The sequence below is a fragment of the Methylobacterium sp. WL12 genome (assembly GCF_008039475.1).
GTDB lineage: Bacteria > Pseudomonadota > Alphaproteobacteria > Rhizobiales > Beijerinckiaceae > Methylobacterium > Methylobacterium cerastii.
The window spans coordinates 41,289-65,730 of record NZ_VRUW01000016.1 but is presented as its reverse complement, the minus strand read 5'-3'; the positions used below and the strand labels follow the sequence as shown (position 1 = coordinate 65,730).

Here is a 24,442-nt window from a genome sequence, read left to right as displayed (position 1 = left end):
CGGCTGGTCTACCCTCCCCCCTCTGCGGGGGAGGGATGAGACGCTCAGCCCTTGATCGCAGCCAGAACCACCCGCGCCGCGCTGCGGCTCGGCGCCTCGTCGTCGGGGAGCCGCATCAGGCCGTCGATGCGCTTCAGGGCCGCCACCTGGCGGTCGCGCGCGGTGCCGCCGGTGACGAGGGGGGCGAGCGCCGCGGCGAGGCGGTCCTCGGTGCACTCGGCCTGAACGAATTCCGGCATGGCGTTCTCGGACAGGATCAGGTTCGGCAGCACGATGGTCGGCACCTGGATCAGGCGCCGGGCCACCGCCTCCTCGACCCGCGAGACCTTGTAGGCCACCACCATCGGCACCCCCGCCAGCGCGAGTTCCAGCGTCACCGTGCCGGAGGCGGCGAGCGCGGCCCGCGCTTGGCGGAAGGCGGCATACTTCGCGGTCTCGCCCGCGACGATGCGCACGGGCGCGTTCCAGGCGTTTGCCATGCGCTCGATCAGGGCGCGGTGCCGGGTGACCGCAGGCAGCACCGCTTCGATCGGGCCGACGTCCCGCGCCAGCCGCGCCAGCGTCCGGCCGAAGACCGGCATCAGCCGCTCGATCTCGGAGCGGCGAGAGCCCGGCAGCACCACCACGCGCCACGGCACGGCCTCCCGCAGGGCGGCGTCCGACGCGTCCGGCCGCAGCTCCGAGAACCGCTCGATCAGGGGGTGGCCGACATAGGTGCAGGGCGGCCCGTTCAGCCGTAGGTGCGCCGCCGGCTCGAACGGCAGCAGCGCCAGCACGTGATCGACGAACCCCCGCATCGAGGCCGCCCGCCACGGCCGCCACGCCCACACGCTCGGCGAGACGTAGTCGACGATCGGGATCTCCGGGGCGCGCTTGCGCACGCGCGAGGCGACCGCGTGGGTGAAGCCGGGGCTGTCGATGATGACGAGCACGTCCGGGCGGTTGGCGACCACGTCGTCCACGGTCTGGCGGATGCGGCGCAGCAGCGTGCGTAGGCGCGCCAGCACCGGCAGGTAGCCCATTACCGCCACGTCATCGAGGGGGAAGAGCGAGGTCAGCCCCCGCGCCGTCATCGCCTCCCCGCCGACGCCGCCGAAGGTTACCGGGCCGGGCGCGGCCTCGCGCAGCGACGCCATCAGCTTGGCGCCGAGCTGGTCGCCGGAATCCTCGCCCGCCACGAGCCAGATCTTCATGGGCCGACTCCGATGCCGATCAGGAAGAGGCCGAGCCGGTCGGCCTCGGCGATCGTTTCCGGGCGGTCGATCAACAGGGTGCGGCCGGCCTCCACCGCGAGGCCGACGCAGCCGGCGGCGGCCGCGTTGCGGACGGTCCGCGGGCCGATCGCCGGCAAGTCGATGCGCAAGTCCTGGCCGTCCTTGGCGCACTTCACCAGGACGGTCGCAGGCAGCGCCCGCATGCGGCCCCAGGGCAACAGATCCCAAGGCTTCCGTGCGAGCGCGCGGGCGCGGGCGAGCATGCGGTCGGTGCCCTCCGGCCCCTCGACCGCGAGCACCCGGTCGGCCGCCACCACCACCGCTTGGCCGACATCGAAAGACGAGAGCGCAGCCAGCACCGCCCGGCCGGTCGCGATGGAGGCCTCGCCCGCCGCGTCCGGCCGGTGGCCGCCGATCGTGCCGGCGGGGCTCAGCAGGTCGGGGGCGACCTCGTGGACGCCGCAGACGGTGTGGCCGTTCTCCTCCAGCAGCGCGAGGGCGCCGCGCAGCAGCCGGTCGTCGCCGCCGTCGGCGAGGTTTCGGAGTGCGACCCGGTTGCGGAAGGCGGCGGCCGCGTTGAGGATCGCGGCGGGGCTCGGCCGCGCGACGCCGCCGGCCGGCACGACGGTGGCCGGCCCCCAGCCTTCGAGAATGCGCAGGGTTTCGCCGATGTCGAGGAGATCGACCGTGGCGTCGGCCCGCGCGCGCAGGGCGTGGTCGGTGAAGCCGCGCAGCGCCAGCACCTTGAAGGCGCGGCCGGCACGATCGAGGGAGTGGGCGACCTGTTCCGGCAGGCGCCCGGCGCCTGCGACCAGCACCAGCCTCGCGTCCGGCCGTGCGGCCCGAGGAGCCGACATCGGCGGGCTCAGGCGCCGCCGACGGGAGCCGGCGCCTCGCGCGGCGTGCAGATCGAGCGCTTGCCGCCGGCGCGGATGAAATCGAGGATCTCGCGGACCGCCGGGTGGCTCTCGAACTCCGAAGCCACGTCTTCCACCCGCTCCATCAGCGTGCCCTCGGCCGCGAAGAGCGAACGGTAAGCGCGGCGCAGCGCATGGATGTCTTCGCGGGCGAAGCCCCGTCGCTGGAGGCCGACGATGTTGAGGCCCGAGAGCGAAGCGCGGTTGCCGAGCACCATGCCGTAGGGGATGCAGTCGTTCTCCAGGGCCGACAGACCGCCGACGAAAGCATGCGCGCCGACGCGGGCGAACTGGATCACCGCGGCGCCGCCGCCGAGGATCGCGTAGTCGCCGACGCTGCAATGGCCGGCGAGCATGACGTTGTTCGAGAAGATCACGTCGCTGCCGACATGGCCGTCATGGCCCACATGGGCGTTGGCCAGGAAGGTGCAGCGGTCGCCGACCACGGTCTCCAGGCCGCCGCCCTCGGTGCCCGGATTCATGGTCACGCCCTCGCGGATCAGGCAATCGGAGCCGATCCGCAGCGTCGAGGCCTCGCCCTTGTACTTCAGGTCCTGCGGCGGGTGGCCGATCGAGGCGAAGGGATAGATCTTCGTCCGCGCGCCGATCCGGGTGTCGCCCGCCACCACCGCGTGGCTCACGAGCTCGCAATCGACGCCGAGCACCACCTGCGGGCCGACATGGCAGAACGGCCCGATGCGGCAGCCGTCGCCGATCTCGGCGCCGTCCTCGACGATCGCGCTCGGATGGATCGCGGGCGCGCTCACGCGGTCACCAGCATGGCCCCGATGTCGGCCTCCGCCACGAGGACGCCGTCGACGCGGGCCTCTCCGTGGAACCACCACATCGTCTTGCGATTGTTAGTCTTCTTCATGTGGAAGCGGACCTGATCGCCCGGCACCACCGGCTTGCGGAACTTGCACTTGTCGATGGTCATGAAGAACACTTGCTTGGTCTGCACGTTGCTCTCCATGATGTGCCGGCAGCAGATCGCGCCCGCCGTCTGGGCCATGCCCTCGATCAGCAGCACCCCGGGGAACACCGGCATGTTCGGGAAGTGCCCGGTGAATTGCGGCTCGTTGACGGTGACGTTCTTGATGCCGATGCAGCTCTCGTCGCCGTCGATCTCGATGATCCGGTCGATCATCAGGAACGGGTAGCGGTGCGGCAACAGCTCAAGCACCTTCTGGATGTCGGCCGAGCCGAGTTCACGCGCCGTCTCACTCATCGATCTCTTCGATCCTCGCCTCGACGCCGCGCATCCGCGCCCGCCCGTCGTCACCGATCCCCGTCCTTTCGACCCAAACGGCGCCCGGATGCAAGCGCGGCCGACGCCGGATCTTGGACGATCAGGGCCTTGGACGATCGGGAGCTTGGACGATCAGCCCTTGTCGGCAGGCTCGTCGCGGCCGCTGCGCTCGGCGAGGCGGGCGAGCGTGGTCAGCTCGCGGAACCAGGCGCGGACGGGCTTGGCCGGCGTGCCACCCCAGCGGCTGCCGGGCGGCACGTCGCGGTTGACGTTGGAGGAGCCGGCGATCTGCGACCCGCGGCCGATGCGAAGGTGGCCGACGACCCCGACCTGCCCGCCGAGTACGACGTAGTCCTCCAGCGTCGTCGAGCCGGAGATGCCGACGCCCGAGACGATCACGCAGTGGCGGCCGATCACCACGTTATGGGCGATCTGCACGAGGTTATCGATCTTGGTGCCCTCGCCGATCACCGTGTCGCGTGAGGCACCGCGGTCCACCGTCGTGTTGGCGCCGATCTCGACGTCGTCCTGCACGATCACCCGGCCGACCTGCGGCACCTTGAGGTGGGTCGCGCCCATGTGGAACCCGAAGCCGTCCTGGCCGATGCGGGCGCCGGGATGGAGGATGACGCGGTTGCCGATGAGCGCGTGGCTCAAGGTGACGCCGGCGCCGACGGCGCAATCCCGCCCGATCCGCACGTTGGGGCCGATGCTGGCGCCGGGGCCGATCACCGTGCCCGCGCCGACCTCGGCCCCGGGGCCGACGACCGCGCCGGGATCGACCGTGACGCCGTCTTCCAGGCGCGCGTCGGGGTGGACGTGGGCGCCCGGCGCGACGCCACGGGCGCCGAACTGCGAGCCGGGGCGGAGTGCGTCCGGATGCAGACGGCCGAGGAGGTCGGCGTAGACGCGGTAGGGATCGCGCAGGACGAGCCCGGCGGTGCCGGCGGGGACGCGGGCGGCGAAGCGCGGGGCGACGAGGCAGATGCCGGCCCGGGTCGCGGCGAGCGCCTCGCCGTAGCGGGCGTTGTCCATGTAGGCGAGGTCGTGCGACCCCGCGGTTTCCAGGGGCGCGGCGGCGTCGACCCGATGCGCCGGATCGAAGCCCTCGGGCACGGGAAGGCCCGCCGCCTCGGCGACGTGGCCGAGGGTCAGACCGGGCTGTGGGATGAAGAAGACGGGATCAGGCATGCACGACAACGCGCCGCCCCGGGAAACCCGAGGCGGCGCGCGACCTTTTTTCCGAGATCAGAACCGCGAGCCGCCGGAGAAGCGGAACGCCTGCGTCTGGTCCGCGCCGATATGGCCGTACTTGCCGAGCGTCGGCACGAAGACCTTCACGCCTTCGTCCTTGCTGAGGGCATAGGCGTAGTCGAAGCGGATCGGGCCGAGGGGAGAGTTCCACAGGATCGAGGCGCCGACCGACGAGCGAATCGTGGTCTTGTCGCGGACGTTCACGCATTCCGGCTCGACGCCGATGCTGAAGGCGTTGAAGTTGCAGGCGCCGCCGGGCGCGGTGCCGTTGATGAAGTTGTCGCCGTTCACGTCGAAGTTCGTGCGGCCGTGATAGCCGAACAGCGTGCCGGCGTCGGCGAAGACCGCGCCCTTCAGGCCGAGATCACGCGGCACGTAGGGGAGCGGGAACTGGATCTCGAGGGTGCCGCCGACGTAGGTCGAGCCGCCGATGGCGTTGGAGCGGGCGTCGGTGGTGCCGACGTCGCGCGGTCCGATGCCGTTGGGGGCGAAGCCGCGGACGAGCGACGGCCCGAGGAAGAACTGGTCGGTGATGCGCAGCGGGTTGCTGTCGAGCGCCTCGATGTGACCGCCCTGGATGCGGACGAAGCCGACGACGTCCTCGTAGAGCTCCTTGTAGTACCGGGCGTCGCCGGTGACGCGGAAGAACTTCGAGTCGCCGCCGAGACCCGCAAGGTCGGGCTTCAGCTCGGCGTAGAGGCCGTTGCGCGGCGCGCCGATCACGTCGAGCGTCGAGTAGGCCAGCGTCAGGCCGGCGAGCGAGGTGAGCGTGTTGCCCTGCGAGCCCTTGATCGCGATCGACGCTTCGCCGTTGTAGGCGCAGTTCGGGTAGGAGGCGAGGCCGACGCGGCTCCGGCCGGTCGCGGGATCGACCGTCCCACGCGCGTCGTTGGCGGTGTAGACGTCGGTGAGGCCCGGGATCGGGTTCGAGCAGTCGTTGTAGGGCTGCTTGATCGAGTTCGGGACCTTCAGCTCGGTGTTGTACAGCGAGTAGCGCAGCGTGACGCCGAACTGCTCGGTCACCGGCAGGCCGATGCGGAGCTGGCCGCCGTAGACGGTGGTCTCGTAGCGCGAGTAGCGGGTCAGGTCGCTGTACTTGTAGAACGCGTCGAAGCCGGCTGCGAGGCGGTAGCCGAGGAAGTACGGCTCCGTGAACGAGAAGTCGACGCCGCGGGAATACTGACCGCCGGTTCCGGCGAGGCGGACGTACTGGCCGCGGCCGAGGAAGTTCGATTCGGAGACCGAGACCTCGCCGATGATGCCGTCCTGGGTGGAGTAGCCGCCGGCCACCGAGAACGAGCCCGTGGGCTGATCCTCGACGTCGATGTTGATCACGACGCGATCGGGCGAGGAGCCCGGCTCGTTCGAGAAGCGGACCTTCTTGAAGAAGCCCAGGCCGTTCAGGCGGCGCTCGGCCCGGTCGGTCAGCACGCGGTTGTAGGCGTCGCCCTCGGCGATATCGAGCTCGCGGCGGATGACGTAGTCGCGCGTGCGGGTGTTGCCGCGGATGTTGATGCGCTCGACGTAGACGCGCGGGCCGTCCTCGACGACGAAGCCGAGGGAGACCTGGTGGGTCGCGCGGTCGCGCTGGCCGGTCGGGCGGACCTGGGCGAAGGGGTAGCCAGCACGCGCCACGTCGTTGGTCAGGCCCGACAGGGTCTTCTCGACGTCCTCGGCGTTGTAGATGTCGCCGACCGCGGTGCGGACCTCGCCGTCGAGGCGCGTCGTGTCGAGGCCCGGCAGGCGGGAATCCACCGCCACGGCGCCGACCGTGTACTGCTCGCCTTCCTCGACGGTGACCGTGATCACCCAGCCGTTGGCGTCCGGGCCCTCGACGTAGCGGGCGTCGGCGTTGACGATGCGGAAGTCGGCGTAGCCCTTGCGCAGGTAGTAGCGGCGGACGAGGTCGAGGTCGTTGGCGATGCGATCGGGATCGTAGACGTCGGAGGTCTTGATGAACGACAGGAAGTTCATTTCGGACGAGGAGACCAGCCCCTTCAAGGTCCGCTCGCTCACGGCGCTGTTGCCGACGAAGCTGATCGACACGATGCCGGTCTTGTCGCCCTCGTCGATCTGGTAGATCACGTCGACCGAGCCGTTCGGCAGATCGACGGTGCGGTAGGTGACCTTGGCGGTCCCGCGGCCGGCGCGGCGGTAGACTTCCTTGATCCGCGCCATGTCGGACTTGACCACGGCCTCGTTGAAGGCGCCGCGAGCTTTCGCCTCGACCTGACCTTCGAGGGTCGCCTTCTCGATCTTCTTGTTGCCCTCGAACACGACCCGGTTGATCAGGTTGTTCTCGCGGACCGTCACGACGGTGCGACCGCCGCTGGCGGCGACCTTCACGTCGGCGAACATGCCGCTCGCGAGCAGGTTGCGGCGGGCTTCCTCGGCGGAGCCTGATGCGGTGCCGGTGACGTAGGAACGGATGGTGTCGGCGTCGACGCGCCGGTTGCCCTGGACGACGATCTGCTGGGCCTGCGCGACCCCGGTCAGCGCAATGCCCGCCGCGGCGGCTAGGACGATGGTCCGCTTCACCGACTTACGCCGGTGCTTCCCCGTCATCGACATCATCTATTCGCCCGTCTGTCTTATTATCGGATCGGGTTCGCACCCGCCACGGGCGGCCGTTGACCGGCCGTCCCGTAATACCTGGTCCAAGCGTAGCTCTTACCGGGATTCCCGAGCCAAGCAAACGGCGCGGGAGGCCCCATGACCTGGATTTTGGAGGGCCGTGGCCTTCAGGCCACTTAACGGTGACGCGAAGTTCCCGTCCAATTCGTCGCAGGGTAAACGAACGGTAAATCCCTGCCGCATCACGACATTCCTGGCGCGAATGGGATCGCCGCAACGCCTTCGAAACCATCTGGAGGCGTTTCGGCGGGTGCGGTGCCGCGGCCCGATCGGGCGCCCGGCGAGGCTCCCGCGGACCCAATCACGGCGGGAATGCGGCGCCCCGCGCCGGGCGCCCGCCGAAGGGCGCCGCGACGCTCAGGTCGCGCGCCAGGAGGCGCCGAGGTTGAGGATGTCGTTCCAGGCCGCGAAGATCATCAGGACCAGCACGAGCGCGAGCCCGAGTCGGAAGCCGATCTCCTGCGCACGCTCGCTCAGGGGGCGGCCGCGCACCACCTCGAAGGCGTAGAACAGCAGGTGCCCGCCATCGAGCAGCGGCACCGGGAACAGGTTGAGCAGGCCGATCGAGACCGAGAGCAGCGCGATCAGCCCGATCAGCCCGCCGATGCCGCCGACCTTGGCGACCTCGCCGGAGACGCGGGCGATGCCGATCGGGCCGGAGAGCTGGTCGGCGGATTCGCGGCCGGTCACCAGCTTGCCGAGGTAGGAGAAGGTCCGCTCCACCACGAACGCGGTCTCGTGGACGCCGAGCCCGAGGGAGGCGACGGGGCCGTAGGTGACGAGCTTCGCCTCGGAGGCTGCCGGCGAGCGGATGCCGAGGCGCCCGATCCGGTGGCGGCCGAACTTGGTGCTCTCCTCGTAGACGGCCGGGGTCGCGACGATCGGGACGTCGGCCCCGGCGCGCTCGACGACGAAGTTCAGCGGCGTCCCGGCGCTGCCGGTGACGATGCGGTACATCGCGTTGAAGTCGGCGACCGGCTCGCCGTCGATGCTCTTCACGAGGTCGCCGGGCTGGAAGCCGGCCTGCGCGGCGGCGCTGTTGGGGTCGATCGCCGAGACCCGGGCCGGCAGCTCCATGCGGCCGCCGAGCCAGATCGCGCCGGCGAACAGCAGGATCGCCAGGATGAAGTTCGCCACCGGGCCGGCGACGACGATCGCCGCGCGCTTGGCCACCGGCTGGGTCGGGAAGCTGGTCGCCCGCTCCTGCGGGGTCATCCGCGAGATCGCCTCGGGCGAGGGTACGCTGGCGCCGTTGGCGTCGCCGTGGAACTTGACGTAGCCGCCGAGCGGGATGGCGCAGAGCTTCCAGCGGGTGCCATGCCGGTCGTTGAAGCCGACAAGCTCCGGCCCAAAGCCGATCGAGAAGGCGTGGACGCCGACGCCGCACCAGCGGCCGACGAGGAAGTGCCCCATCTCGTGGACGAAGACCACGACGGTCAGAACGAACAGGAACGGGATCACCGCACCGAAGAAGCCGGTGGCCGTGCCGCCCATCGCGGTCAGGAAATCCATGCGTCGATCCTCGGGCCGCGCGCGGGCCCAGCGTTCCGTCCTAGCAGATCGGTGCCGTGGTGATCCAACGCAAACCTGCGCGACCCGATCTCCAGCGTGGCACGAGCGCGCGCGCGCCGCGACGCCTGCGGGGCGCACGCCGTGGTTTTCCCCGCAATCCCGTCCTTCGAACGCCGCTTGCGAACGCCGCCTGCGAACCCAGCTTGCGAACGCAGCCTGGCCCGATGCGTCAGTGCGCGCCGCCGCCGGCGACGGCCGCCGGCTTACGGATCAGGGGGGTGGCGAGCGCCATCGTCAGGAACAGGCCGGTGAGCACCAGGAACACGTCCTCGAAGCTCATCACCAGGCCCTGCATCCGCACGGTGTTGGTCATCGCCTTCAAGGCCATCTTCTCCGCGTCGCCCCCGGTCGCCTCGAACTGGCGCCGCATCGCGTCGAGGCGCTCCAGGGCCGCGCCGTTGGCCCAGGTGAAGCGCTCGTGCAGGCGGGCGAGGTGCAGGTCCCAGCGGTCGTTGAGCAGGGTGTTGATCAGCGCGAGCCCCACCGCGCCGCCGAGGTTGCGGGTGAGGTTGTAGAGACCCGACGCGTTCTTGATCCGGGCCGGCGGCAGGGTGCCGAGCGCGATGTTGTTGATCGGGATCATGCACAGCATCAGCGAGCAGCCGCGCAGCACCTGCGGCCACAGCAGCTCCCAGAAGTCCCAATCCTTGGTCAGGCCGGTGACGATCCAGGTTCCGGCGGCGAAGCCCGTGAACCCGATCGCCATGAGGATGCGCGGATCGACCTTGCCGGAGAAACGCCCGGCGATCGGTGCGGTGGCGAACATGCACAGGCCCGAGACGAACATCGTCTCGCCGATCTGCAGCGCCGAGTAGCCGCGGACCCGGGCGAGGTAGACCGGATAGAGGTAGGTCAGCCCATACAGGCCGATGCCGAGGACGAAGCTTGCGGCGCAGCCGGCGGCGAAGTTCCGGTCGGTGAAGGCGCGCAGGTCCACGATCGGTTGTTTCGCGGTGAAGACCCGCCAGAAGAAGCCGACCGCCGACACCACGCCGATCACGGCGCAGATCGCCACCGCGTCGTCCTGCAGCCAATCGTGGTTCGGTCCCTCCTCGAGAACGTATTCGAGGCAACCGAGGAAGCCGGCCATGCCGGCGAGCCCGTACCAGTCGAAGCTCTTGAACAGGTCGAGGTTCGGCTCGTCGAAGTCGACGAGGACGTAGGTCGAGACCGTGACGGCGATACCGGGCACCACGTTGATCAGGAACAGCCAGTGCCAGGAGCCGAGATCCGTCAGGTAGCCGCCCACCGTCGGGCCGATGGTCGGCGCCAGCGTCGCCACGAGGCCGATCATCGGCGAGACGATCGAGCGCTTGGACGGGGGGAAGATGGTGAAGGCGGAGGCGAACACCGTCGGGATCATGCCGCCCCCGATGAAGCCCTGCAGCGCTCGCCAGACGATCATCTCGTTGATCGACGAGGAGGTGGCGCACATCACGCTCATCAGCGTGAAGCCGCCGGCCGAGATCACGAACATCCACCGGGTCGAGAGCACCCGCGAAAGGGTGCCCGAGAGCGGGATCGAGATCACCTCGGCGATGAGATAGCTGGTCTGGACCCAGGGGATTTCGTCGCCCGAGGCCGAGAGGCCCGCCTGGATCTCGTTGAGCGAGGCCGAGACGATCTGGATGTCCAGGATCGCCATGAACATCCCAAACACCATGCACAGGAACGCCACCATCCGGCGGCGGTCGAGCGGCGGCTCGGCCGCCACCGCCGGCACGGCGGGGATCGGGCCGCGGCCGGGTCCGACGGCGGCGCTCGCGGCCATGGGCGTCAGTCCTGCTTGTGCGCGGTGCGAAGCAGCGGCGCGTCGGCGCCGTCGCGGGTGTCGATGCGGACCGTCACCGACAGGCCGGGCCGGAGCAGGCCTTCGGCGGCGATATCGGCCGGCACCTTCACCCGTACCGGCAGGCGCTGGACGATCTTGGTGAAGTTGCCCGTGGCGTTGTCGGGCGGCAACAGGCTGAACACCGAACCGGAGGCGGGCGAGAGCGACTCGACCTCACCCTCGATCTCGCGGCCGGGATAGGCGTCGACCTCGACCTGGACGCGCTGCCCGGGGCGGACGCGCACGAGCTGCGTCTCCTTGAAGTTCGCATCGATGCGTACGCTTTTCAGCGGCACCAGAGCGGCGACGCGCGAGCCCGGCGCGACGTAGGCGCCAGCCTCGACCGCCTTGTTGCCGACCACGCCGTCGAACGGAGCCCGGATCGTCGAGAAGGCCACGTCGCGCTTAGCGCGATCGACGGCGGTGCGCAGTTCGGCGGCCAGGCTCTCGGCCTCGCGCTGCTGGGCATGCAGCACCTCGACGTTGGCCTTCGCCGCGATCAGCCCAGCCTCTGCGCCCTTCACCGCGGCGTCGGTCCGGTCGCGGTCGGCCTTGGCCTGGTCGAGGCGGGATTTGGCGACGTAGTCGGATTGCATCTGCGTCGCGCGGTTGTAGTCGGCGAGCGCGCGCACCGCGTCGGCCTTGGTGGCGTCGATCTGTGCGGCCATCTGCGCGACCTGCGCCTGGGCTGCGTCGGCCTGCCGGCCGATCCGCACGATCGTGCTTTCCTGGGTCGCGAGCTTGTCCTGCGCCGCCTGCTGCGCGAGCCGATAGTCGCCGTCGTCGAGCCGGGCGATCACGTCGCCCTTCTTCACCGACTGGCCGTTCACCACCGGCACCGCTTCGAGGTAACCGGAGACCTTGGCCGCGAGCACCGAGATGTCGGCCTGCACGTAGGCGTCGTCCGTGGACACGAAGAACCGCCCGACCGTCCAGTACTGCCAGCCCTGGTAGCCGCCCCCAGCGAGGACCGCACAGAGCAGGCCGGCCAAGACCAGCTTCTTGCGCGAGCGCGTCTTCGCTGCCGGCGGCTCGGCGGCCTTCGGGGCGGCGGGCGGCGGCTCAACCACCTTCGGGGCAGCACGCGGCGCCTCGGCGCGGTCGTCCCGCACGGCGTCTGCCGTCTCGACCGCATCGATCCGGTCGCCATACTCGCGCAACGACATGCCCGAAATCCCAGTCTCGAAACTTGCTGACCGAACCGTTCGGTCATCGGCGCTAAAAGTTTGACGTCTGCCGATCCAACGCGGTAAATATCATTGACCGAACGGTTCGGTCAATCAGGATCGGAAAGATGCCCGCGACCTCCGCCACGCTGGAACGAGATGCCGCGACGCCGGAAAGCGACAAGCGCCGCCAGATCCTCGACGGCGCGCGCCAGGTCTTCATGGGTGCGGGCTTCGACGGGGCGAGCATGGGCGAGATCGCCCGCACGGCTGGGGTCTCGAAAGGCACGCTCTACGTCTACTTCGACAGCAAGGAGGCGTTGTTCGAGGCGCTGACCCTGGAGGAGAAGCGCGGCCTCGCCGAGGCGCTGTTCAGGCTCGACGCCGACGACCCCGACGTCGCCGCCGTGCTGACGCGGCTCGGCACCACCTACCTCATCGAGATGGTCCGCCCCGAGCACGTGGCGGTGATCCGCATGGTGATCGGGGCGTGCGAGAAGTTTCCGCGCTTCGGCCAAGCCTTCTTCGAGGCCGGCCCGGCGATGGGCGTGGCGCGGCTCACCGCCTACCTCGACGCGCAGGTCACGGCCGGGCGCCTGAAGGCTGACGACACGAACCTCGCCGCCAAGCACTTCCTCCACCTCTGCCAGGCCGGCCTGCTGACGCGGTTGCTGTTCAACGCCGGCGATCCGGTGACGCGGGACGAGATCGACTATCGCATCCGGGAAGCCGTGCGGGTGTTCTTCGCGGGGTACGGCCCGGAGCGGTGACGAGCCGCGTTTGGGTATGATCGGCGTCGATGCTTACCGCATCCGCTCCGTCATTCCGGGGCTGCGAAGCAGAACCCGGAATCCAGAACCCTAGGTCGTGATCGAGATGGCACCGTCGGCGGCTCTGGATTCCGGGCTCGCCTGCGGCGCCGCGGAATGACGGCGGAGACGGCTTACCCCGCCGCGCGCAACCGCGGCAGCGCCGCCGTGCTCCAGGCCCGGACTTCGGCATCGATGGCCAGGGCCTCCTCGACGCCGTCCGGCGCCGTGCGGTGGAGGCCTGAGAAATGCGCGATGGCGCGCTCGACGAGTTCGGCGATGCCGTAGAACGGGATCGCGCCGGCGATGAAGGCCGCCACCGCGATCTCGTTGGCCGCGTTCATCACGGTCGGCGCGGCGCCGCCCTCGGCGAGCGCCGCGCGGGCGAGCGCCAGGCAGGGGAAGCGCGCTTCGTCGGCCGCCTCGAAGGTGAGGCTGCCGAGGGCCACGAGGTCGAGGGGCCGGCCGCGGGCGATGGTCAGGCGGTCACCGAGGCCCAGGCAGTGCGAGATCGGAACCCGCATGTCGGGCAGCGCCAGCTCGGCGGTGACGGCGCCGTCGAGCCAGTAGATCATGCCGTGGATCACCGATTGCGGATGCACCACCACGTCGAGGCGGTCCGGCTCGATGCCGAACAGGTGGTGCGCCTCGATCAACTCCAGCCCCTTGTTCATCAGGGAGGCGGAATCGATGTTGATCTTCATGCCCATCGACCAGGTCGGGTGGGCGGCGGCCTCGGCCGGCGAGGCGGCCGCGATGCGTTCGCGTGTCCAGGTCCGGAAGGGGCCGCCGGACGCGGTGATCATCATGGTGCGCACGTCCGCGAGCGGCCGCCCGGCCATCGCCTGGCTGAGCGCGTCGTGCTCGGAATCCATCGGCAGGATCGTCGCGCCGTAGCGCTTGGCGTCGCGCATGAAGGCGTCCCCGGCGCAGACCAGGCTCTCCTTGTTGGCGAGCGCGACCCGGCGCCCGAGGCGGAGCGCCGCGTGGGTCGGCTTCAGCCCGGCCGCGCCGCTGATCGCGGCGACGACGATGTCGGCGTCCTGCGCCACCGCGTCGAGGACCGCCGCCTCGCCCGCCCCGCTCGGGATGCCGGAGCCCGACAACGCCTCGGCGAGCGCCGGCCCGCCGGCCGGGTCGGCCAAGGCGGCGAAGCGCGCCCCGGTCTCGCGCGCGACCTTGGCCAGGGCGGCGGCGTCGCGGCCGCCGACGACGGCGCCGACCCGGAAGCGGTCCGGGTGCTGGGCCACCAAGTCGGTGGTCGAGCGGCCGATCGAGCCCGTGGCGCCCAGGATGGTGACGGTGTGGGTCACGGCGTAAAACTCCGTCAGGCCGCGAGGCGGCGCAGGATCAGGTACAGGCCGGCCAGCAGCGCGACGGCGAAGAACCCGTCGAGCCGGTCCATCACCCCGCCATGGCCGGGGATCGACGCGCCGGAATCCTTCACGCCGTAACGGCGCTTCAGGCCCGATTCGACGAGGTCGCCGCCCTGGCTCAGGACGGAGGCGACGGCGCTGGCGAGCCCGACCCAGACCAGCGAGGTCGCGGCGAGCGGGCTCCAGCCCTGGGCCCGGGCGAGCATGACGACGCCGATCCCGGCGGCGACCGCCCCGGCGAGGCCGCCGAGCGCGCCGGACCAAGTCTTCTTCGGCGACACCCGCGGCATCAGCTTCGGGCCGCCGAGCGTCCGGCCGGTGAAGTAGGCGACGACGTCGGTCGACCAGACCACGGCGAACATCCAGGCCGGCCCGAGGATGCCGATCGTCGGCGCATCGCGCAGGGCCACCGGCACCAGGGCGATCACGGCGCCGCCGGACAGCGCACCGAGCGCCCGCAGGCGTCCAGCATTCCCCTGCGCCAGGACGAGGCAGAGCACGGCGCCGAGCACCAGGATGGCCGGCACTGCGTAGCGCGGCGCGTCGCCCTCGAAGCAGGCGGCTGCCAGGATCAGCGTGCCGGCGACGACGGCGAGGAGCGCGCGGCGCGGCACCGTGCGGCTCATGCCGATCCACTCGGCGGCCCCGACGATGCCGGCCACGAGCCAGATCGCGGCGAACGCCCAGCCGCCGAGCACCAGGGCGGCCACGACGATCGCCGCCAGCACCAGCCCCGAGACGACGCGAAGGCCGAACTCACGGTTCGCGAAAGGGTTCTTCAGGGCGCCAGCGGTGGCGTCGGGGACGGCCATCAGCGGATCTCCGGCCCTCGAAACCGCGCGAGGGCAAGATGCGCAAAATGCTTCTCGTCCACGCCGCCCAACTCCGTCACATCGTCGTTTTGGACGCGATCGATCCCGGCGCCACACATCTCGGAAGCAGTCACGGGTTCGTTCTCCACTTGGGAGAGGGAGCCGCAAGCCGCCTCACACCTGCATGATTTCCTTTTCCTTGGACGCCAGCACCCCGTCGACCTCGCCGATGTACTGGTCGGTGACCTTCTGCACTTCGGTGGCCTGGCGCTTCTCGTCGTCCTCGGAGATGGCGCTGTCCTTAAGCAGCTTCTTGAGGTGGTCGAGCCCGTCGCGGCGCACGTGGCGGACCGCGACGCGGGCCTCCTCGGTATACTTGTGCGCGACCTTGACCATTTCCTTGCGGCGTTGCTCGTTCATCTCGGGGATGCGCAGGCGAATGGTCTGGCCTTCCGTCTGCGGATTGAGGCCGAGGTCGGATTCGCGGATCGCCTTCTCCACCGCCGTGACCATGCCGCGGTCCCAGACCGAGATCGAGAGCAGGCGCGGCTCGGGCACGCTGACGGTGGCGACCTGCGCCATCGGCATCGAGGCGCCGTAGGCGTCGACCTGGATCGGGTCGAGGATGCTGGGGGTCGCGCGGCCGGTGCGCAGCGATCCGAGGTCCTTGGAGAGCGATGCGACGGCGCCCTGCATGCGGCGCTTGATGTCGGACAGGTCGAAGGGGGTTGGTGTAGCCATGCGGGCGGTATTCCGACGCGAAGATCAGGAGTGAGATGGGCCTTGGGGCCGTTCGGGCGTTTCCATGGACCAAAATCCGACTCGCCGCAAATGGCGTCCGTCCGGATCGGGACTGCGATCGGAGCCTCTCGGCTCGGCAGCGCGCGCGGGTTCTCAAGCGCCCCGACGGGCCGGGTCTTTCGGCACGATCGGCCCAGCCCCGGACTTCTGGACGAAATGGCCGCCGTCGAGATGCGCGAAGGCACGCAGGAGTTTGATGGCGCTCTGGACCGGCATGTCGCTCGGGTCGAGCTTCGGGGTCGCGCCGTAATCCATGTAGATCGCGTCGAGGGCGTCGGAATGGCCGGCGAAGCCCACCATCCAACCCTCGAAGTCGCGCTGCTCGATGGGACGGCTCGACATGAGCACCATGCCGCTGTGGCGGTTGTCTGCGGCGAGCTTCCAAAGCTGTTCCGAGATCGCCGCCCGTTCCCCCTCCATCGCCTGAAGGAAGAAGTGATCGTTGAAGACCAGGGCCCCGGTCAGCCCGGACACGCGATCGTAGCGGTTGCAGGCGGTCAGGATGTCCTTGACCATCTCGCGCATGGAGCCACCGGCCAGTCTGATCTGATTTCGACTGAAGAACACGATTTGCGAAAGCGGCATTCGACGGGTCCGTCGTTTCCGCGCAAAGCTTATCCCGCGCGACGCGCCGGAATTAAAACCCTTCAATCCTCACCAAACCGTCACGACGAACTTCGCCCGCTGGTTGTTTTTCGCGGGCGTGCCCGAGCCGACCCGCGGGTGCCGTCTCAAGGCACGACCAGGGTGGAGGGCGCCTGCCCCGTCAGGATCGCGGTGATCGAGGACGGCGGGTGCACCGAGCCGACGACGATCGACAGCCGGCTCTCGCGGGCGAGGGCGAAGGCCGCCGTATCCATGATCTTGAGGTCACGACTGATCGCCTCGTCGTGGGTGATGCGGTCGTAGCGGGTCGCGTCGGGGTGGGTCTTGGGGTCGGCCGAGTAGACGCCGTCCACCTGCGTCGCCTTCAGAACCGCGTCGCAGCGCAGTTCCGCGGCACGGAGCACGGCGGCCGTGTCGGTGGTGAAGAACGGGTTGCCGGTGCCGCCGGCGAGCACCACCACCTGGCCCTTGTCGAGGTGGTGCAAAGCCGGCTGGCGCGCGTAGGTCTCGCAGATCGTCGGCATCGACACCGCCGACATCGTGCGGGCGGGCACGCCGGCCGCGTTCAGCGCTGTCTCAAGCGCCAGCGAATTCATCACCGTCGCCATCATGCCGAGCGAATCGCCGGTGGCTCGATCGATGAAGCCCGCCTGCGAAATCCGCGCGCCGCGGATCATGTTTCCACCGCCCACCACCAGCGCGACCTCGATCCCGGCTTCGATGGCTCGGGCGATGTCCTCGGCGAGCCCCGCCAGCGTCGGCGGATGGAGCCAGTACCCGTCCGGGGCGGCCAGCGCCTCGCCGGAGAGTTTGACCAGCACGCGGCGAAACGGCGTCGTCTCCGGCATCGTCCACCTCATAGGGTCCGGCGACACGGCCGCACCTGATCCAGAACCGAGGGGCTTCTACGTCACCCCGCCCCGGACCGTCGAGGGCTCGGAGACCCGGTCAGCGAACCGCTTCCGAAAAATCGGCGGCCGACCACGAGGATGAACTTGCCAGAAGTACGGAAATTCCGCACTCATCATCGGATGGACGAGCCGTTCGATCCCGGCAAGGACGCGATCAACCGCGAGCGGCACGGCCTGTCGCTCGCATTCGGCGACAGGATCATGCCGGACGAAGCCCACCTGATCATTCCCTCTGTCCGCCCGCAGGACGGGGAGGAACACTTCAAGGCTGTGGGGTCGGTCGAGGGCAAACTACACACGGCCGTGTTCACGTGGCGGAACGGGCGACCGCAGTTCATCTCGGTCAGAAGGAGCAACGCCGGTGAAGGACGAGCCTACCATTCTGGCCTCTGAGACCAGCGACCCGGAGGATTTCGACGTCTCGGCCACGACTTTGGATCGGGCGCAGAAGGCTCGGCTGATCCGCATGGCGCGCACGAGCCTCGGATTGTCGCAAGGCGAATTCGCTCTGCGCTTTCGGGTGTCGCTCGGAACCTTGCGCGATTGGGAGCAGGCGCGGACCACGGCACCCGATTTCGCGGTCGCCTACGTCCGCGTCATCGCCCGGCATCCGGACATGGTCGCCGCCGCCATCGCCTGAGGCGAACGCCGGCAGCCACGCCGTTCGACGGTACGACGCAAAAAGCCCCGGCCTTGCGGCCGGGGCTTCCCAAAACAATCGTGCTGCGGCTCAGCGCGACATGGCGGCGACTTCGCTCGCGAAGTCGGGGCCCTCTTCCTTCTCGATGCCGTCGCCGAGCGCGTAGCGCACGAAGCCGGTGAGCGCGACCGGGGCGCCGGCCTTGCCGGCGGCCTCCTTGATCACCTGGCTGATCGTCTTCGAGCCGTCGTGCACGAAGGGCTGCTCCAGGAGGGTGACCTCCTTGTAGTAGCTCTTGAGGCCGCTCTCGACGATCTTGGCCATCACGTGGTCGGGCTTGCCGGCGTTCTTCTCGCGCAGGATGTTCGACTCGCGCTCCAGCGTGGCGGCGTCGACGCCGGAGGCGTCGAGCGCAACCGGGTTGGTGGCGGCGACGTGCATGGCGATCTGGCGGCCCAGCGTCGAGAGGTACTCGACGTCACCCTCGGACTCGAGCGCGACCAGCACGCCGATCTTGCCGAGGCCCTCGGAGATCTGGCCGTGGACGTAGCTCGCGATCACGCCCTTGCTCACGTCGAGCTTGGCGACGCGGCGCAGGTTCATGTTCTCGCCGATGGTGGCGATGAGGTTCTGCAGCTTCTCCGAGACGGTCTCGCTGCCGCCGGGGAAGTGGGCGGCCTGCAAGCTGTCGAGGGTGCCGTCGGAGTCGAGCGCCATCTTGGCGGCCTCGCGGGCGAAGGCCTGGAAGGCGTCGTTGCGGGCGACGAAGTCGGTCTCGGAGTTGACCTCGACGATCGCGGCGTGGTGGCCGGCGGACTCGACGGCGACGAGACCTTCCGCGGCGACGCGGCCGGCCTTCTTGGCGGCCTTGGCGAGACCCTTGGTGCGCAGCCAGTCGACGGCGGCCTCGAGGTCGCCCTGCGTCTCGTTGAGCGCGCCCTTGCAGTCCATCATGCCCGCGCCGGTCTTCTCGCGGAGTTCCTTCACCATCGCGGCGGTGATGTTGGCCATGGCCGGTCCTTTCGTATCGTTCAGATGAGAGGAGCCCGACGTTCAGGGGTGAACGCCGGGCCCGAATGTGATGGTGCGGATCACGGCGCCCCGGACGGGGCCGCCGCGATCCATCGGGCGATCAGGCGGCGGCCTGGGCCTCGACGAAGCCGCGAGCCTGGGCGACCCAGCCGTCACGGCTGAAGCGGTCGTTGAGCTTCAGGTCGGCGTCGACCTTGGCGACGTCCTCGGGGCTCATCGCCGCGATCTGCCAGTAATGGTAGATGCCGCCTTCGTTGAGCTTCTGCACGATCTGCGGGCCGGCGCCGTGGAGCTTGGACAGGTCGTCCGGCGCGCCGCGAGGGGCGGCGAGCAGCTCGAAGTGCTCGGTGGTCTCGGCGAGCATCGCCACGTCGGCCGGGTCGAGGGCGCCCGACTCCACCGAGACGGCGGCAACCTCCTCGCCGGGAAGCTCCTCGGCCATCGGCTCCTCGGAGGCGCCGAGGTCGACGCCCGACGTGCCCTGGCCGCGGGAGATGCCGTCGATGGCGGCGCGGGCGATCAGGTCGCAGTAGAGCGCGATGGCGCGGCCGGCGTCGTCGTTGGCCGGGACCACGTAGGTGATGCCGTCCGGGTTGCAGTTGGTGTCGACGATGGCGGCGACCGGGATCCCGAGGCGCTGGGCCTCCTTGATCGCGAGCTGCTCCTTGTTGGTGTCGATCACGAACAGCAGGTCGGGCACGCCGCCCATGTCCTTGATGCCGCCGAGCGCCTTCTCGAGCTTGTCCTTCTCACGGGACAGCATCAGGCGCTCCTTCTTGGTGAGGCCCGGGCCGCCGGTGTCCAGGGTCTCGTCGACCTTGCGCAGGCGCGAGATCGAACCGGAGATGGTCTTCCAGTTGGTCAGCATGCCGCCGAGCCAGCGGGAGTTGACGTAGTACTGGGCCGAACGCTTGGCGGCCTCGGCGATCGTGTCGGCCGCCTGGCGCTTGGTGCCGACGAACAGCACGCGGCCGCCCTTGGCGACCGTGTCGCTCACCGCCTGCAGCGCGGTGTGCAGGGCCGGCACCGTCTGGGCGAGGTCGATGATGTGGATGTTGTTGCGGGTACCGAAGATGTAGGGCTGCATCTTCGGGTTCCAGCGGTGCGACTGGTGCCCGAAGTGGGCGCCGGCCTCGAGGAGCTGGCGCATGGTGAAATCGACGGCCATGAGTGTTCGCTTTCTTTCCGGTTGATGCCGCCGCGGAGGTAGCGACCGGCCGACGGATCGGCCGATCACCGGAAACGCCCCATTCAGGCATGGGGCCGGCTCCGCGTGTGGAATGGGCGGGGCCTTAGCAGAGGATCGCCGCCGGGGCAACGGTGTCGCCGGGCTCCGACCGGTGCGAGGGAGGACCGTCCTGCTCCGCCGCCACGGGGACGGGGCCGGGAAGCGCGCGGTTGCGGCCGGCCCGCTTGGCGGCATAGAGTGCGGTGTCCGCGGCGGCGACGAGGTCGCTCAGCGCGATGCCCGGCACGAGGCCGCCGGCTACGCCCAGGCTGGCGGTGACCACGCGGCCGGCCCCGAGCGCCGGGTGCGGGATCGCGGTCGCCTCGATGGCCGCCCTCACCGCCTCCGCCAGCCGCATGCCGTCGGCCAGCTCCATGCCCTGCACCAGGATCAGGATCTCCTCGCCGCCGAATCGGAAGGTCACCCCGCCGCGCCGGGCGGCGACCGCAGCGACGCCGGCGCTCACCCGGCGCAGGCAGTCGTCGCCCTCGACATGGCCGCGGCTGTCGTTGAAGGCCTTGAAGTGGTCGATGTCGAGCAGGATCGCCAGGACGGTGCGTGCCGGCGGCGATGGGGCCACGGCGTCGAAGTATTCGGCCAGGTACCGCCGGTTGAAGAGGCCGGTCAGCGCGTCCGTCCGCGCAGCGCGCGTGATCTGCTCGCGAAGCAGGGTGGCATGGAGCCCGAAGAGGAAACTCCTGCGCTCGTGGTATTCGATGATGTAGGCCGCGATCGAGAGGTGGATCAAGCAGGTCGAGTAGAACATGACGATCGCCATGGAGTTGGCGACGTCGAACATCCTCCACCAAAATATCACACTGAAATGGATGGCGATACTCGATACGAGCGCGATGAGCGCGTATCGAAAGCGGTTCTGCTGGACCACCGCTACGAACATCATGATGAGAACGTTCGTGTACTGATAATTGAGCTTGAAGACGCTGTCGCTCTGCGCCAGGACAAGCGTCGGCAACAGCAGGGAGAGCAGGCCGCAGACCACCGAGCTGCCTTCCATCCGAAACCGGGTCGGGTGCCGGCGTGCGATCCACAGCATTCCGAGCGCGAACGGCGTGAAGATCCCGATCCGGGCGACGACCATCATCGCGAAGACGTCGGGCAGGAGGATCTGGTCCAGCACGAGGAACAGGTCGTAGACCAGCACCCCGACGAGGGTCGTGATCGTCATGACGCGGGCGCGGGCCTCCCGGCCGTTCCGCTCGAACAACGTCTCGATCGGCCGCGCGAAGGCGAGGCGGCGGCTTCCCGCCGCGATTTCACGCTCGACGATGTCCGGCTGTAAGCCCTCGCCGATATCGTAGGATTGCATCGACGCGTACCTCGGCCTCTCGGCGACCACCTTAGGTCTAGATACCTTTCGAAGCGTTTTCATCGTCGATCGACGCCGTCGCATCGTCGGCGCCTGCGACAAGATGGACCACGCATCCGCAGGCGGGCGCGGGGGACCGACCGCCGGGCTTACTCCGCCACCGCGAAGACCACTGCGATCGCGAGCGAATCCATCACCCGATACGCCCCCGCCGGCAGGTCGGCCGGCAGGTCGAGCCCGCCGACGCGGTCGCGGTGGAGGGCCGTGACGTGGTTGCTCATCGCCGCGAACATGCGGCGGACCTGATGGTAGCGGCCCTCGTGCAGGGTCACGGTGGCGTGGGTCGCGTCGTCGGCGGAGAATCCCACGGGGAGGAGCGGCTTGTCGTCGTCCTCCAGCGTCAGGGTGCCGGCGGCGAGGATCGCGCCTTCGTCGCCCCGGAGCGGGCGATCCAGCGTGACGCGGTAGCGCTTGGCGACGTTGGCCTTGGGCGCGATGATCCGGTGCAGCAGCGCGCCGTCGTCGGTCAGGAGCAGCAGGCCGGAGGTTTCCTTGTCGAGGCGGCCGACGGTGGACAGCGCCGGGTCGCGGCGGCGCCAGCGCTCGGGCAGCAGCCCGTAGACCAGCGGGCCGGCCTCCTTGTGCGAACAGGTCACGCCCAGCGGCTTGTGCAGCATCAGCGCGAGGCCGGGCGGCGGGTCGATGCCTTCGCCGTCGACGGTCAGGCGTGCGGGCAGATCCGGGGTCACGGCGATGCGGGCGCCCGCGTCGTCGAGGGACGCGCCGTCGAGGACGATGCGGCCGGCCCGCGCCAAGCCCGCGATCTCGCGGCGCGAGCCGTAGCCGAGGTTGGCCAGCAGCTTGTCGAGCCGGGCGGTCGGGACCTTGCTCATCGAAGCCCCCGACTCAGACGAATCCGACTCACTTGCGCGCCTCGAACACCTTGTAGCCGTGGGCCGACGCCTTCACCGTCACCGCCTTGAAGGCCTCGGCGAGCACGCGCTCGTAGGGCAGGTGCGCGTTGGCCGTCAGCCACAGGCTGCCGCCGGGGCGAAGCGCCTCCGCGGCGCGGCGGATGAAGACCTGGCCGAGCTTCTGGTCCTCGGTGCCGCCATCGTGGAAAGGCGGGTTCGTCACCACGAAGTCGAGGCGCGTCAGGCCCAGGTCGGCGGCGCGGATGTCGGCCCAGCGGATACTGCTACGCGGGTCGCCGACGTTGCGGCGTGCCATCTCGACGGCGCGGCGGTCGACGTCGACCAACGTCAGCGCGGTGACGGCGGGTGAGGCCAGCACCGCGCGCGCCAGGATGCCGAGGCCGCAGCCGAGGTCGGCGCCGGCGCCCTTCAGCGCGGGCAGCGTCGCGAGCAGCAGCGCGCTGCCGGGATCGAGCCGGTCCCACGAGAAGATGCCGGGCTGCGTGCACAGCGCGAGGTTGTCGATGTGGCGCGGTGCGCCCTCGGAGAGCGCCGCGTCCAGCGGCAACGCGCCCTCGGGCCGGACGACGCGGCAGATCCGGTGGTGGCGCCTGGCCTCCTCGGCGCTGCCGCAGCCGAGGTCGGAAAGTTCACGCGCGAGCCGCGCCCCGCCGCGATCCTTCGGCGCCAGCGCCAGGAGGTCGCCGCCGGGCCGGAGCGCGCGAAGCGCCTGCGCCAGGACGAAGCGGCGCTCCACGGTCCCGGGCGGCGCGAGCATCCAGACCCGCGCGAGGCTCAGGTCAGCGCAATCCTCCAGCCGGGCCGATCCGGGAACGAGGGGCGAGACCTGGACGGCGCCGGGCGGAACGTCGGCGAGCTCCGCGGGCGGCAGGCCGTAGACGGCATCGGATAGGGACGTGTCGGACATGGGTATCGTGGATTTCGGTGTCGCGGATTTCGGTGTCGGTCGACTGAAGAGGCCATAGGGGATGCGGGCGACGCCGCGATGCGGCCGCTCCGCGCGGGAACGGCTCGGGATAGGCGGTCGGGTCGTCGTCGCGGAATCCGCTCACCGCCGGGTCGGCACGGAGAGCCCGACGCATCAACACGCCGTTTCGCGCGATTCGAAAAGGCGCGCGCAGAAAAGAATCAGCCGCGCGGGAATTCCAGGCCCATCTCGCGGTAGCGGGCCGGGTCGTCGGCCCAGTTCTCGCGCACCTTCACATGCAGAAACAGATGCACCGTGGTCTCGGCCACCTCGGCGATCTCGCGGCGGGCCGCCGTGCCGATCGCCTTGATGGTCTGGCCGTCCTTGCCGAGCACGATCGAGCGCTGGCTCTCGCGCTCGACGAAGATGGTCTGCTCGATGCGCACCGAGCCGTCCTTGCGCACCTGCCACTGATCGGTCTCGACGGTGGAGCGGTAGGGCAGCTCCTCGTGCAAACGGTCGTAGAGCTTTTCGCGGGTGATTTCCGAAGCGAGCATGCGGATCGGCGCGTCCGAGACCTGATCCTCTGGGTAAAGCCAGGGGCCGGCCGGCATCAGCTTGGCCAGAGCTTGCTTCAGCGTGGCGATGCCGTCGCCGTTCAGCGCCGAGATCATGAAGGTGTCGGCGAAGGGGATGCGCTTGTTCAGCTCCTCGGCCAGCGCGAGCAGCTTCTCGCGCAGGATGAGGTCGATCTTGTTGAGGATCAGGATCTTGTGCCGGCGCACGTCCGGCAGGCGCGCCAGGATCGTCTCCAGCTCCTCGTCGATCCCCTTGCGGGCGTCGACCAGCAGGCAGACCGCGTCGGCGTCGGCCGCCCCGCTCCAGGCGGAGTGGACCATCGCCCGGTCGAGCCTGCGCTTCGGCTGGAAGATGCCGGGCGTGTCGACGAGCACCACCTGGGCCGAGCCCTCGATCAGGATGCCGCGCACCAGCGCCCGCGTGGTCTGGACCTTGCGCGAGACGATCGAGACCTTGGTGCCGACGAGGCTGTTCAGGAGCGTCGACTTGCCGGCGTTGGGCACGCCGATCAGGGCGACGAAGCCGGCCTTGGCATCGGTGGGCGTGCCCGGCAGCAGGCTCGGGGGCGCCCGCTCCGCCGCCGCCTCGAACGCGTCCTCGGAATCGTCCTGCGGGTCGTCCTGGGGCTCTTCTTGGGCCATC

Annotated in this window: 23 protein-coding genes; 3 read left to right on the top strand and 20 right to left on the bottom strand. The window is 69.8% G+C overall.

Features of this window, described 5'->3' with window-relative positions; genetic code table 11:
* Positions 1–44 precede the first annotated feature (44 nt).
* From lpxB to FV226_RS09135, 9 genes are all read right to left on the bottom strand, one after another.
* Positions 45–1,193, bottom strand: a complete 1,149-nt coding sequence (gene lpxB / locus FV226_RS09175; RefSeq protein WP_147762665.1) for a lipid-A-disaccharide synthase — start codon at positions 1,191–1,193, stop codon at positions 45–47.
* Entirely contained in the window at positions 1,190–2,071 is an 882-nt protein-coding gene (gene lpxI, locus FV226_RS09170) for a UDP-2,3-diacylglucosamine diphosphatase LpxI (protein WP_147762664.1), read from the bottom strand. The genes lpxB and lpxI overlap by 4 nt, the downstream gene beginning before the upstream one ends.
* 8 nt (positions 2,072–2,079) lie before the next feature.
* Complete coding sequence (gene lpxA / locus FV226_RS09165; protein ID WP_147762663.1) at positions 2,080–2,898, bottom strand: acyl-ACP--UDP-N-acetylglucosamine O-acyltransferase; 819 nt, start codon at positions 2,896–2,898, stop codon at positions 2,080–2,082.
* Positions 2,895–3,359 (bottom strand): 3-hydroxyacyl-ACP dehydratase FabZ, encoded by a 465-nt coding sequence (gene fabZ / locus FV226_RS09160; protein ID WP_147750511.1) that lies wholly within the window; start codon positions 3,357–3,359, stop codon positions 2,895–2,897. The genes lpxA and fabZ overlap by 4 nt, the downstream gene beginning before the upstream one ends.
* A 153-nt stretch (positions 3,360–3,512) precedes the next feature.
* Entirely contained in the window at positions 3,513–4,571 is a 1,059-nt protein-coding gene (gene lpxD, locus FV226_RS09155; protein ID WP_147750510.1) for a UDP-3-O-(3-hydroxymyristoyl)glucosamine N-acyltransferase, read from the bottom strand.
* A 57-nt stretch (positions 4,572–4,628) separates the two neighbouring features.
* A complete protein-coding gene (gene bamA / locus FV226_RS09150) occupies positions 4,629–7,208 on the bottom strand; it encodes an outer membrane protein assembly factor BamA (RefSeq protein WP_147762662.1) in 2,580 nt (859 codons plus the stop codon).
* Positions 7,209–7,625: 417 nt separating this feature from the next.
* A complete protein-coding gene (gene rseP / locus FV226_RS09145; protein ID WP_147762661.1) occupies positions 7,626–8,780 on the bottom strand; it encodes an RIP metalloprotease RseP in 1,155 nt (384 codons plus the stop codon).
* Between the two features lie 229 nt (positions 8,781–9,009).
* The gene (locus tag FV226_RS09140; protein ID WP_147762660.1) at positions 9,010–10,611 is read right to left on the bottom strand and encodes a DHA2 family efflux MFS transporter permease subunit; all 1,602 of its coding nucleotides are present in this window, start codon (positions 10,609–10,611) and stop codon (positions 9,010–9,012) included.
* Positions 10,612–10,616: 5 nt separating this feature from the next.
* Positions 10,617–11,837 (bottom strand): HlyD family secretion protein, encoded by a 1,221-nt coding sequence (locus FV226_RS09135; RefSeq protein ID WP_147762659.1) that lies wholly within the window; start codon positions 11,835–11,837, stop codon positions 10,617–10,619.
* A 128-nt stretch (positions 11,838–11,965) separates the two neighbouring features.
* Here FV226_RS09135 and FV226_RS09130 point away from each other — a divergent pair, with 128 nt between their 5' ends.
* On the top strand, positions 11,966–12,607 hold the full coding sequence (locus tag FV226_RS09130; protein ID WP_147750505.1) for a TetR/AcrR family transcriptional regulator: 642 nt from the start codon (positions 11,966–11,968) through the stop codon (positions 12,605–12,607).
* A gap of 173 nt (positions 12,608–12,780) precedes the next feature.
* On the opposite strand, the gene dxr is transcribed toward FV226_RS09130, so the two are convergent.
* From dxr to pyrH, 5 genes are all read right to left on the bottom strand, one after another.
* Positions 12,781–13,959, bottom strand: coding sequence for a 1-deoxy-D-xylulose-5-phosphate reductoisomerase (gene dxr / locus FV226_RS09125; RefSeq protein WP_147762658.1), 1,179 nt, complete (start codon positions 13,957–13,959; stop codon positions 12,781–12,783).
* Positions 13,960–13,973: 14 nt separating this feature from the next.
* Positions 13,974–14,834, bottom strand: coding sequence for a phosphatidate cytidylyltransferase (locus FV226_RS09120; RefSeq protein ID WP_147762657.1), 861 nt, complete (start codon positions 14,832–14,834; stop codon positions 13,974–13,976).
* A gap of 174 nt (positions 14,835–15,008) precedes the next feature.
* Positions 15,009–15,575: a ribosome recycling factor gene (frr, locus tag FV226_RS09115; protein WP_147750502.1), complete on the bottom strand. Its 567-nt coding sequence runs from the start codon at positions 15,573–15,575 to the stop codon at positions 15,009–15,011.
* 153 nt (positions 15,576–15,728) lie between these two features.
* On the bottom strand, positions 15,729–16,220 hold the full coding sequence (locus FV226_RS09110) for a BLUF domain-containing protein (protein ID WP_210246579.1): 492 nt from the start codon (positions 16,218–16,220) through the stop codon (positions 15,729–15,731).
* 146 nt (positions 16,221–16,366) lie between these two features.
* On the bottom strand, positions 16,367–17,089 hold the full coding sequence (pyrH, locus tag FV226_RS09105; RefSeq protein WP_147750500.1) for a UMP kinase: 723 nt from the start codon (positions 17,087–17,089) through the stop codon (positions 16,367–16,369).
* Between the two features lie 183 nt (positions 17,090–17,272).
* Between pyrH and FV226_RS09100 the strand changes: the two genes are divergently transcribed.
* Both FV226_RS09100 and FV226_RS09095 read left to right on the top strand, forming a co-directional pair.
* On the top strand, positions 17,273–17,545 hold the full coding sequence (locus tag FV226_RS09100; RefSeq protein ID WP_147762673.1) for a BrnT family toxin: 273 nt from the start codon (positions 17,273–17,275) through the stop codon (positions 17,543–17,545).
* Positions 17,514–17,792, top strand: coding sequence for a helix-turn-helix domain-containing protein (locus FV226_RS09095; RefSeq protein ID WP_147762655.1), 279 nt, complete (start codon positions 17,514–17,516; stop codon positions 17,790–17,792). Before FV226_RS09100 ends, FV226_RS09095 begins: the two co-directional genes overlap by 32 nt.
* Positions 17,793–17,882: 90 nt before the next feature.
* Here the strand turns inward: FV226_RS09095 and tsf are convergent, their stop codons facing one another.
* From tsf to era, 6 genes are all read right to left on the bottom strand, one after another.
* Entirely contained in the window at positions 17,883–18,803 is a 921-nt protein-coding gene (gene tsf, locus FV226_RS09090) for a translation elongation factor Ts (RefSeq protein ID WP_147762654.1), read from the bottom strand.
* Positions 18,804–18,924: 121 nt separating this feature from the next.
* Complete coding sequence (locus FV226_RS09085; protein ID WP_147762653.1) at positions 18,925–19,992, bottom strand: 30S ribosomal protein S2; 1,068 nt, start codon at positions 19,990–19,992, stop codon at positions 18,925–18,927.
* 124 nt (positions 19,993–20,116) lie between these two features.
* Positions 20,117–21,379 (bottom strand): diguanylate cyclase, encoded by a 1,263-nt coding sequence (locus tag FV226_RS09080; RefSeq protein ID WP_187277306.1) that lies wholly within the window; start codon positions 21,377–21,379, stop codon positions 20,117–20,119.
* Positions 21,380–21,528: 149 nt separating this feature from the next.
* On the bottom strand, positions 21,529–22,272 hold the full coding sequence (locus tag FV226_RS09075; RefSeq protein WP_147762651.1) for a pseudouridine synthase: 744 nt from the start codon (positions 22,270–22,272) through the stop codon (positions 21,529–21,531).
* Positions 22,273–22,300: 28 nt separating this feature from the next.
* Entirely contained in the window at positions 22,301–23,221 is a 921-nt protein-coding gene (locus FV226_RS09070; RefSeq protein ID WP_147762650.1) for a methyltransferase, read from the bottom strand.
* A gap of 221 nt (positions 23,222–23,442) precedes the next feature.
* Positions 23,443–24,441 carry a GTPase Era gene (gene era / locus FV226_RS09065; RefSeq protein WP_147762672.1) on the bottom strand — a complete coding sequence of 333 codons (999 nt, stop codon included), beginning with the start codon at positions 24,439–24,441 and terminating at the stop codon, positions 23,443–23,445.
* Position 24,442: the final 1 nt, after the last annotated feature.

Bases quoted from the DNA above. Each gene is read 5' to 3' on its own strand.
- FV226_RS09120 (WP_147762657.1), bottom strand. From the start codon at position 14,834: ATGGCCGTCCCCGACGCCACCGCTGGCGCCCTGAAGAACCCTTTCGCG.
- FV226_RS09070 (WP_147762650.1), bottom strand. From the start codon at position 23,221: ATGTCCGACACGTCCCTATCCGATGCCGTCTACGGCCTGCCGCCCGCG.
- lpxI (WP_147762664.1), bottom strand. From the start codon at position 2,071: ATGTCGGCTCCTCGGGCCGCACGGCCGGACGCGAGGCTGGTGCTGGTC.
- FV226_RS09110 (WP_210246579.1), bottom strand. From the start codon at position 16,220: ATGCCGCTTTCGCAAATCGTGTTCTTCAGTCGAAATCAGATCAGACTG.
- lpxB (WP_147762665.1), bottom strand. From the start codon at position 1,193: ATGAAGATCTGGCTCGTGGCGGGCGAGGATTCCGGCGACCAGCTCGGC.
- FV226_RS09140 (WP_147762660.1), bottom strand. From the start codon at position 10,611: ATGGCCGCGAGCGCCGCCGTCGGACCCGGCCGCGGCCCGATCCCCGCC.
- tsf (WP_147762654.1), bottom strand. From the start codon at position 18,803: ATGGCCAACATCACCGCCGCGATGGTGAAGGAACTCCGCGAGAAGACC.
- FV226_RS09135 (WP_147762659.1), bottom strand. From the start codon at position 11,837: ATGTCGTTGCGCGAGTATGGCGACCGGATCGATGCGGTCGAGACGGCA.
- fabZ (WP_147750511.1), bottom strand. From the start codon at position 3,359: ATGAGTGAGACGGCGCGTGAACTCGGCTCGGCCGACATCCAGAAGGTG.
- FV226_RS09130 (WP_147750505.1), top strand. From the start codon at position 11,966: ATGCCCGCGACCTCCGCCACGCTGGAACGAGATGCCGCGACGCCGGAA.
- era (WP_147762672.1), bottom strand. From the start codon at position 24,441: ATGGCCCAAGAAGAGCCCCAGGACGACCCGCAGGACGATTCCGAGGAC.
- frr (WP_147750502.1), bottom strand. From the start codon at position 15,575: ATGGCTACACCAACCCCCTTCGACCTGTCCGACATCAAGCGCCGCATG.
- FV226_RS09075 (WP_147762651.1), bottom strand. From the start codon at position 22,272: ATGAGCAAGGTCCCGACCGCCCGGCTCGACAAGCTGCTGGCCAACCTC.
- pyrH (WP_147750500.1), bottom strand. From the start codon at position 17,089: ATGCCGGAGACGACGCCGTTTCGCCGCGTGCTGGTCAAACTCTCCGGC.
- FV226_RS09080 (WP_187277306.1), bottom strand. From the start codon at position 21,379: ATGCAATCCTACGATATCGGCGAGGGCTTACAGCCGGACATCGTCGAG.
- lpxD (WP_147750510.1), bottom strand. From the start codon at position 4,571: ATGCCTGATCCCGTCTTCTTCATCCCACAGCCCGGTCTGACCCTCGGC.
- bamA (WP_147762662.1), bottom strand. From the start codon at position 7,208: ATGATGTCGATGACGGGGAAGCACCGGCGTAAGTCGGTGAAGCGGACC.
- rseP (WP_147762661.1), bottom strand. From the start codon at position 8,780: ATGGATTTCCTGACCGCGATGGGCGGCACGGCCACCGGCTTCTTCGGT.
- FV226_RS09085 (WP_147762653.1), bottom strand. From the start codon at position 19,992: ATGGCCGTCGATTTCACCATGCGCCAGCTCCTCGAGGCCGGCGCCCAC.
- FV226_RS09100 (WP_147762673.1), top strand. From the start codon at position 17,273: ATGGACGAGCCGTTCGATCCCGGCAAGGACGCGATCAACCGCGAGCGG.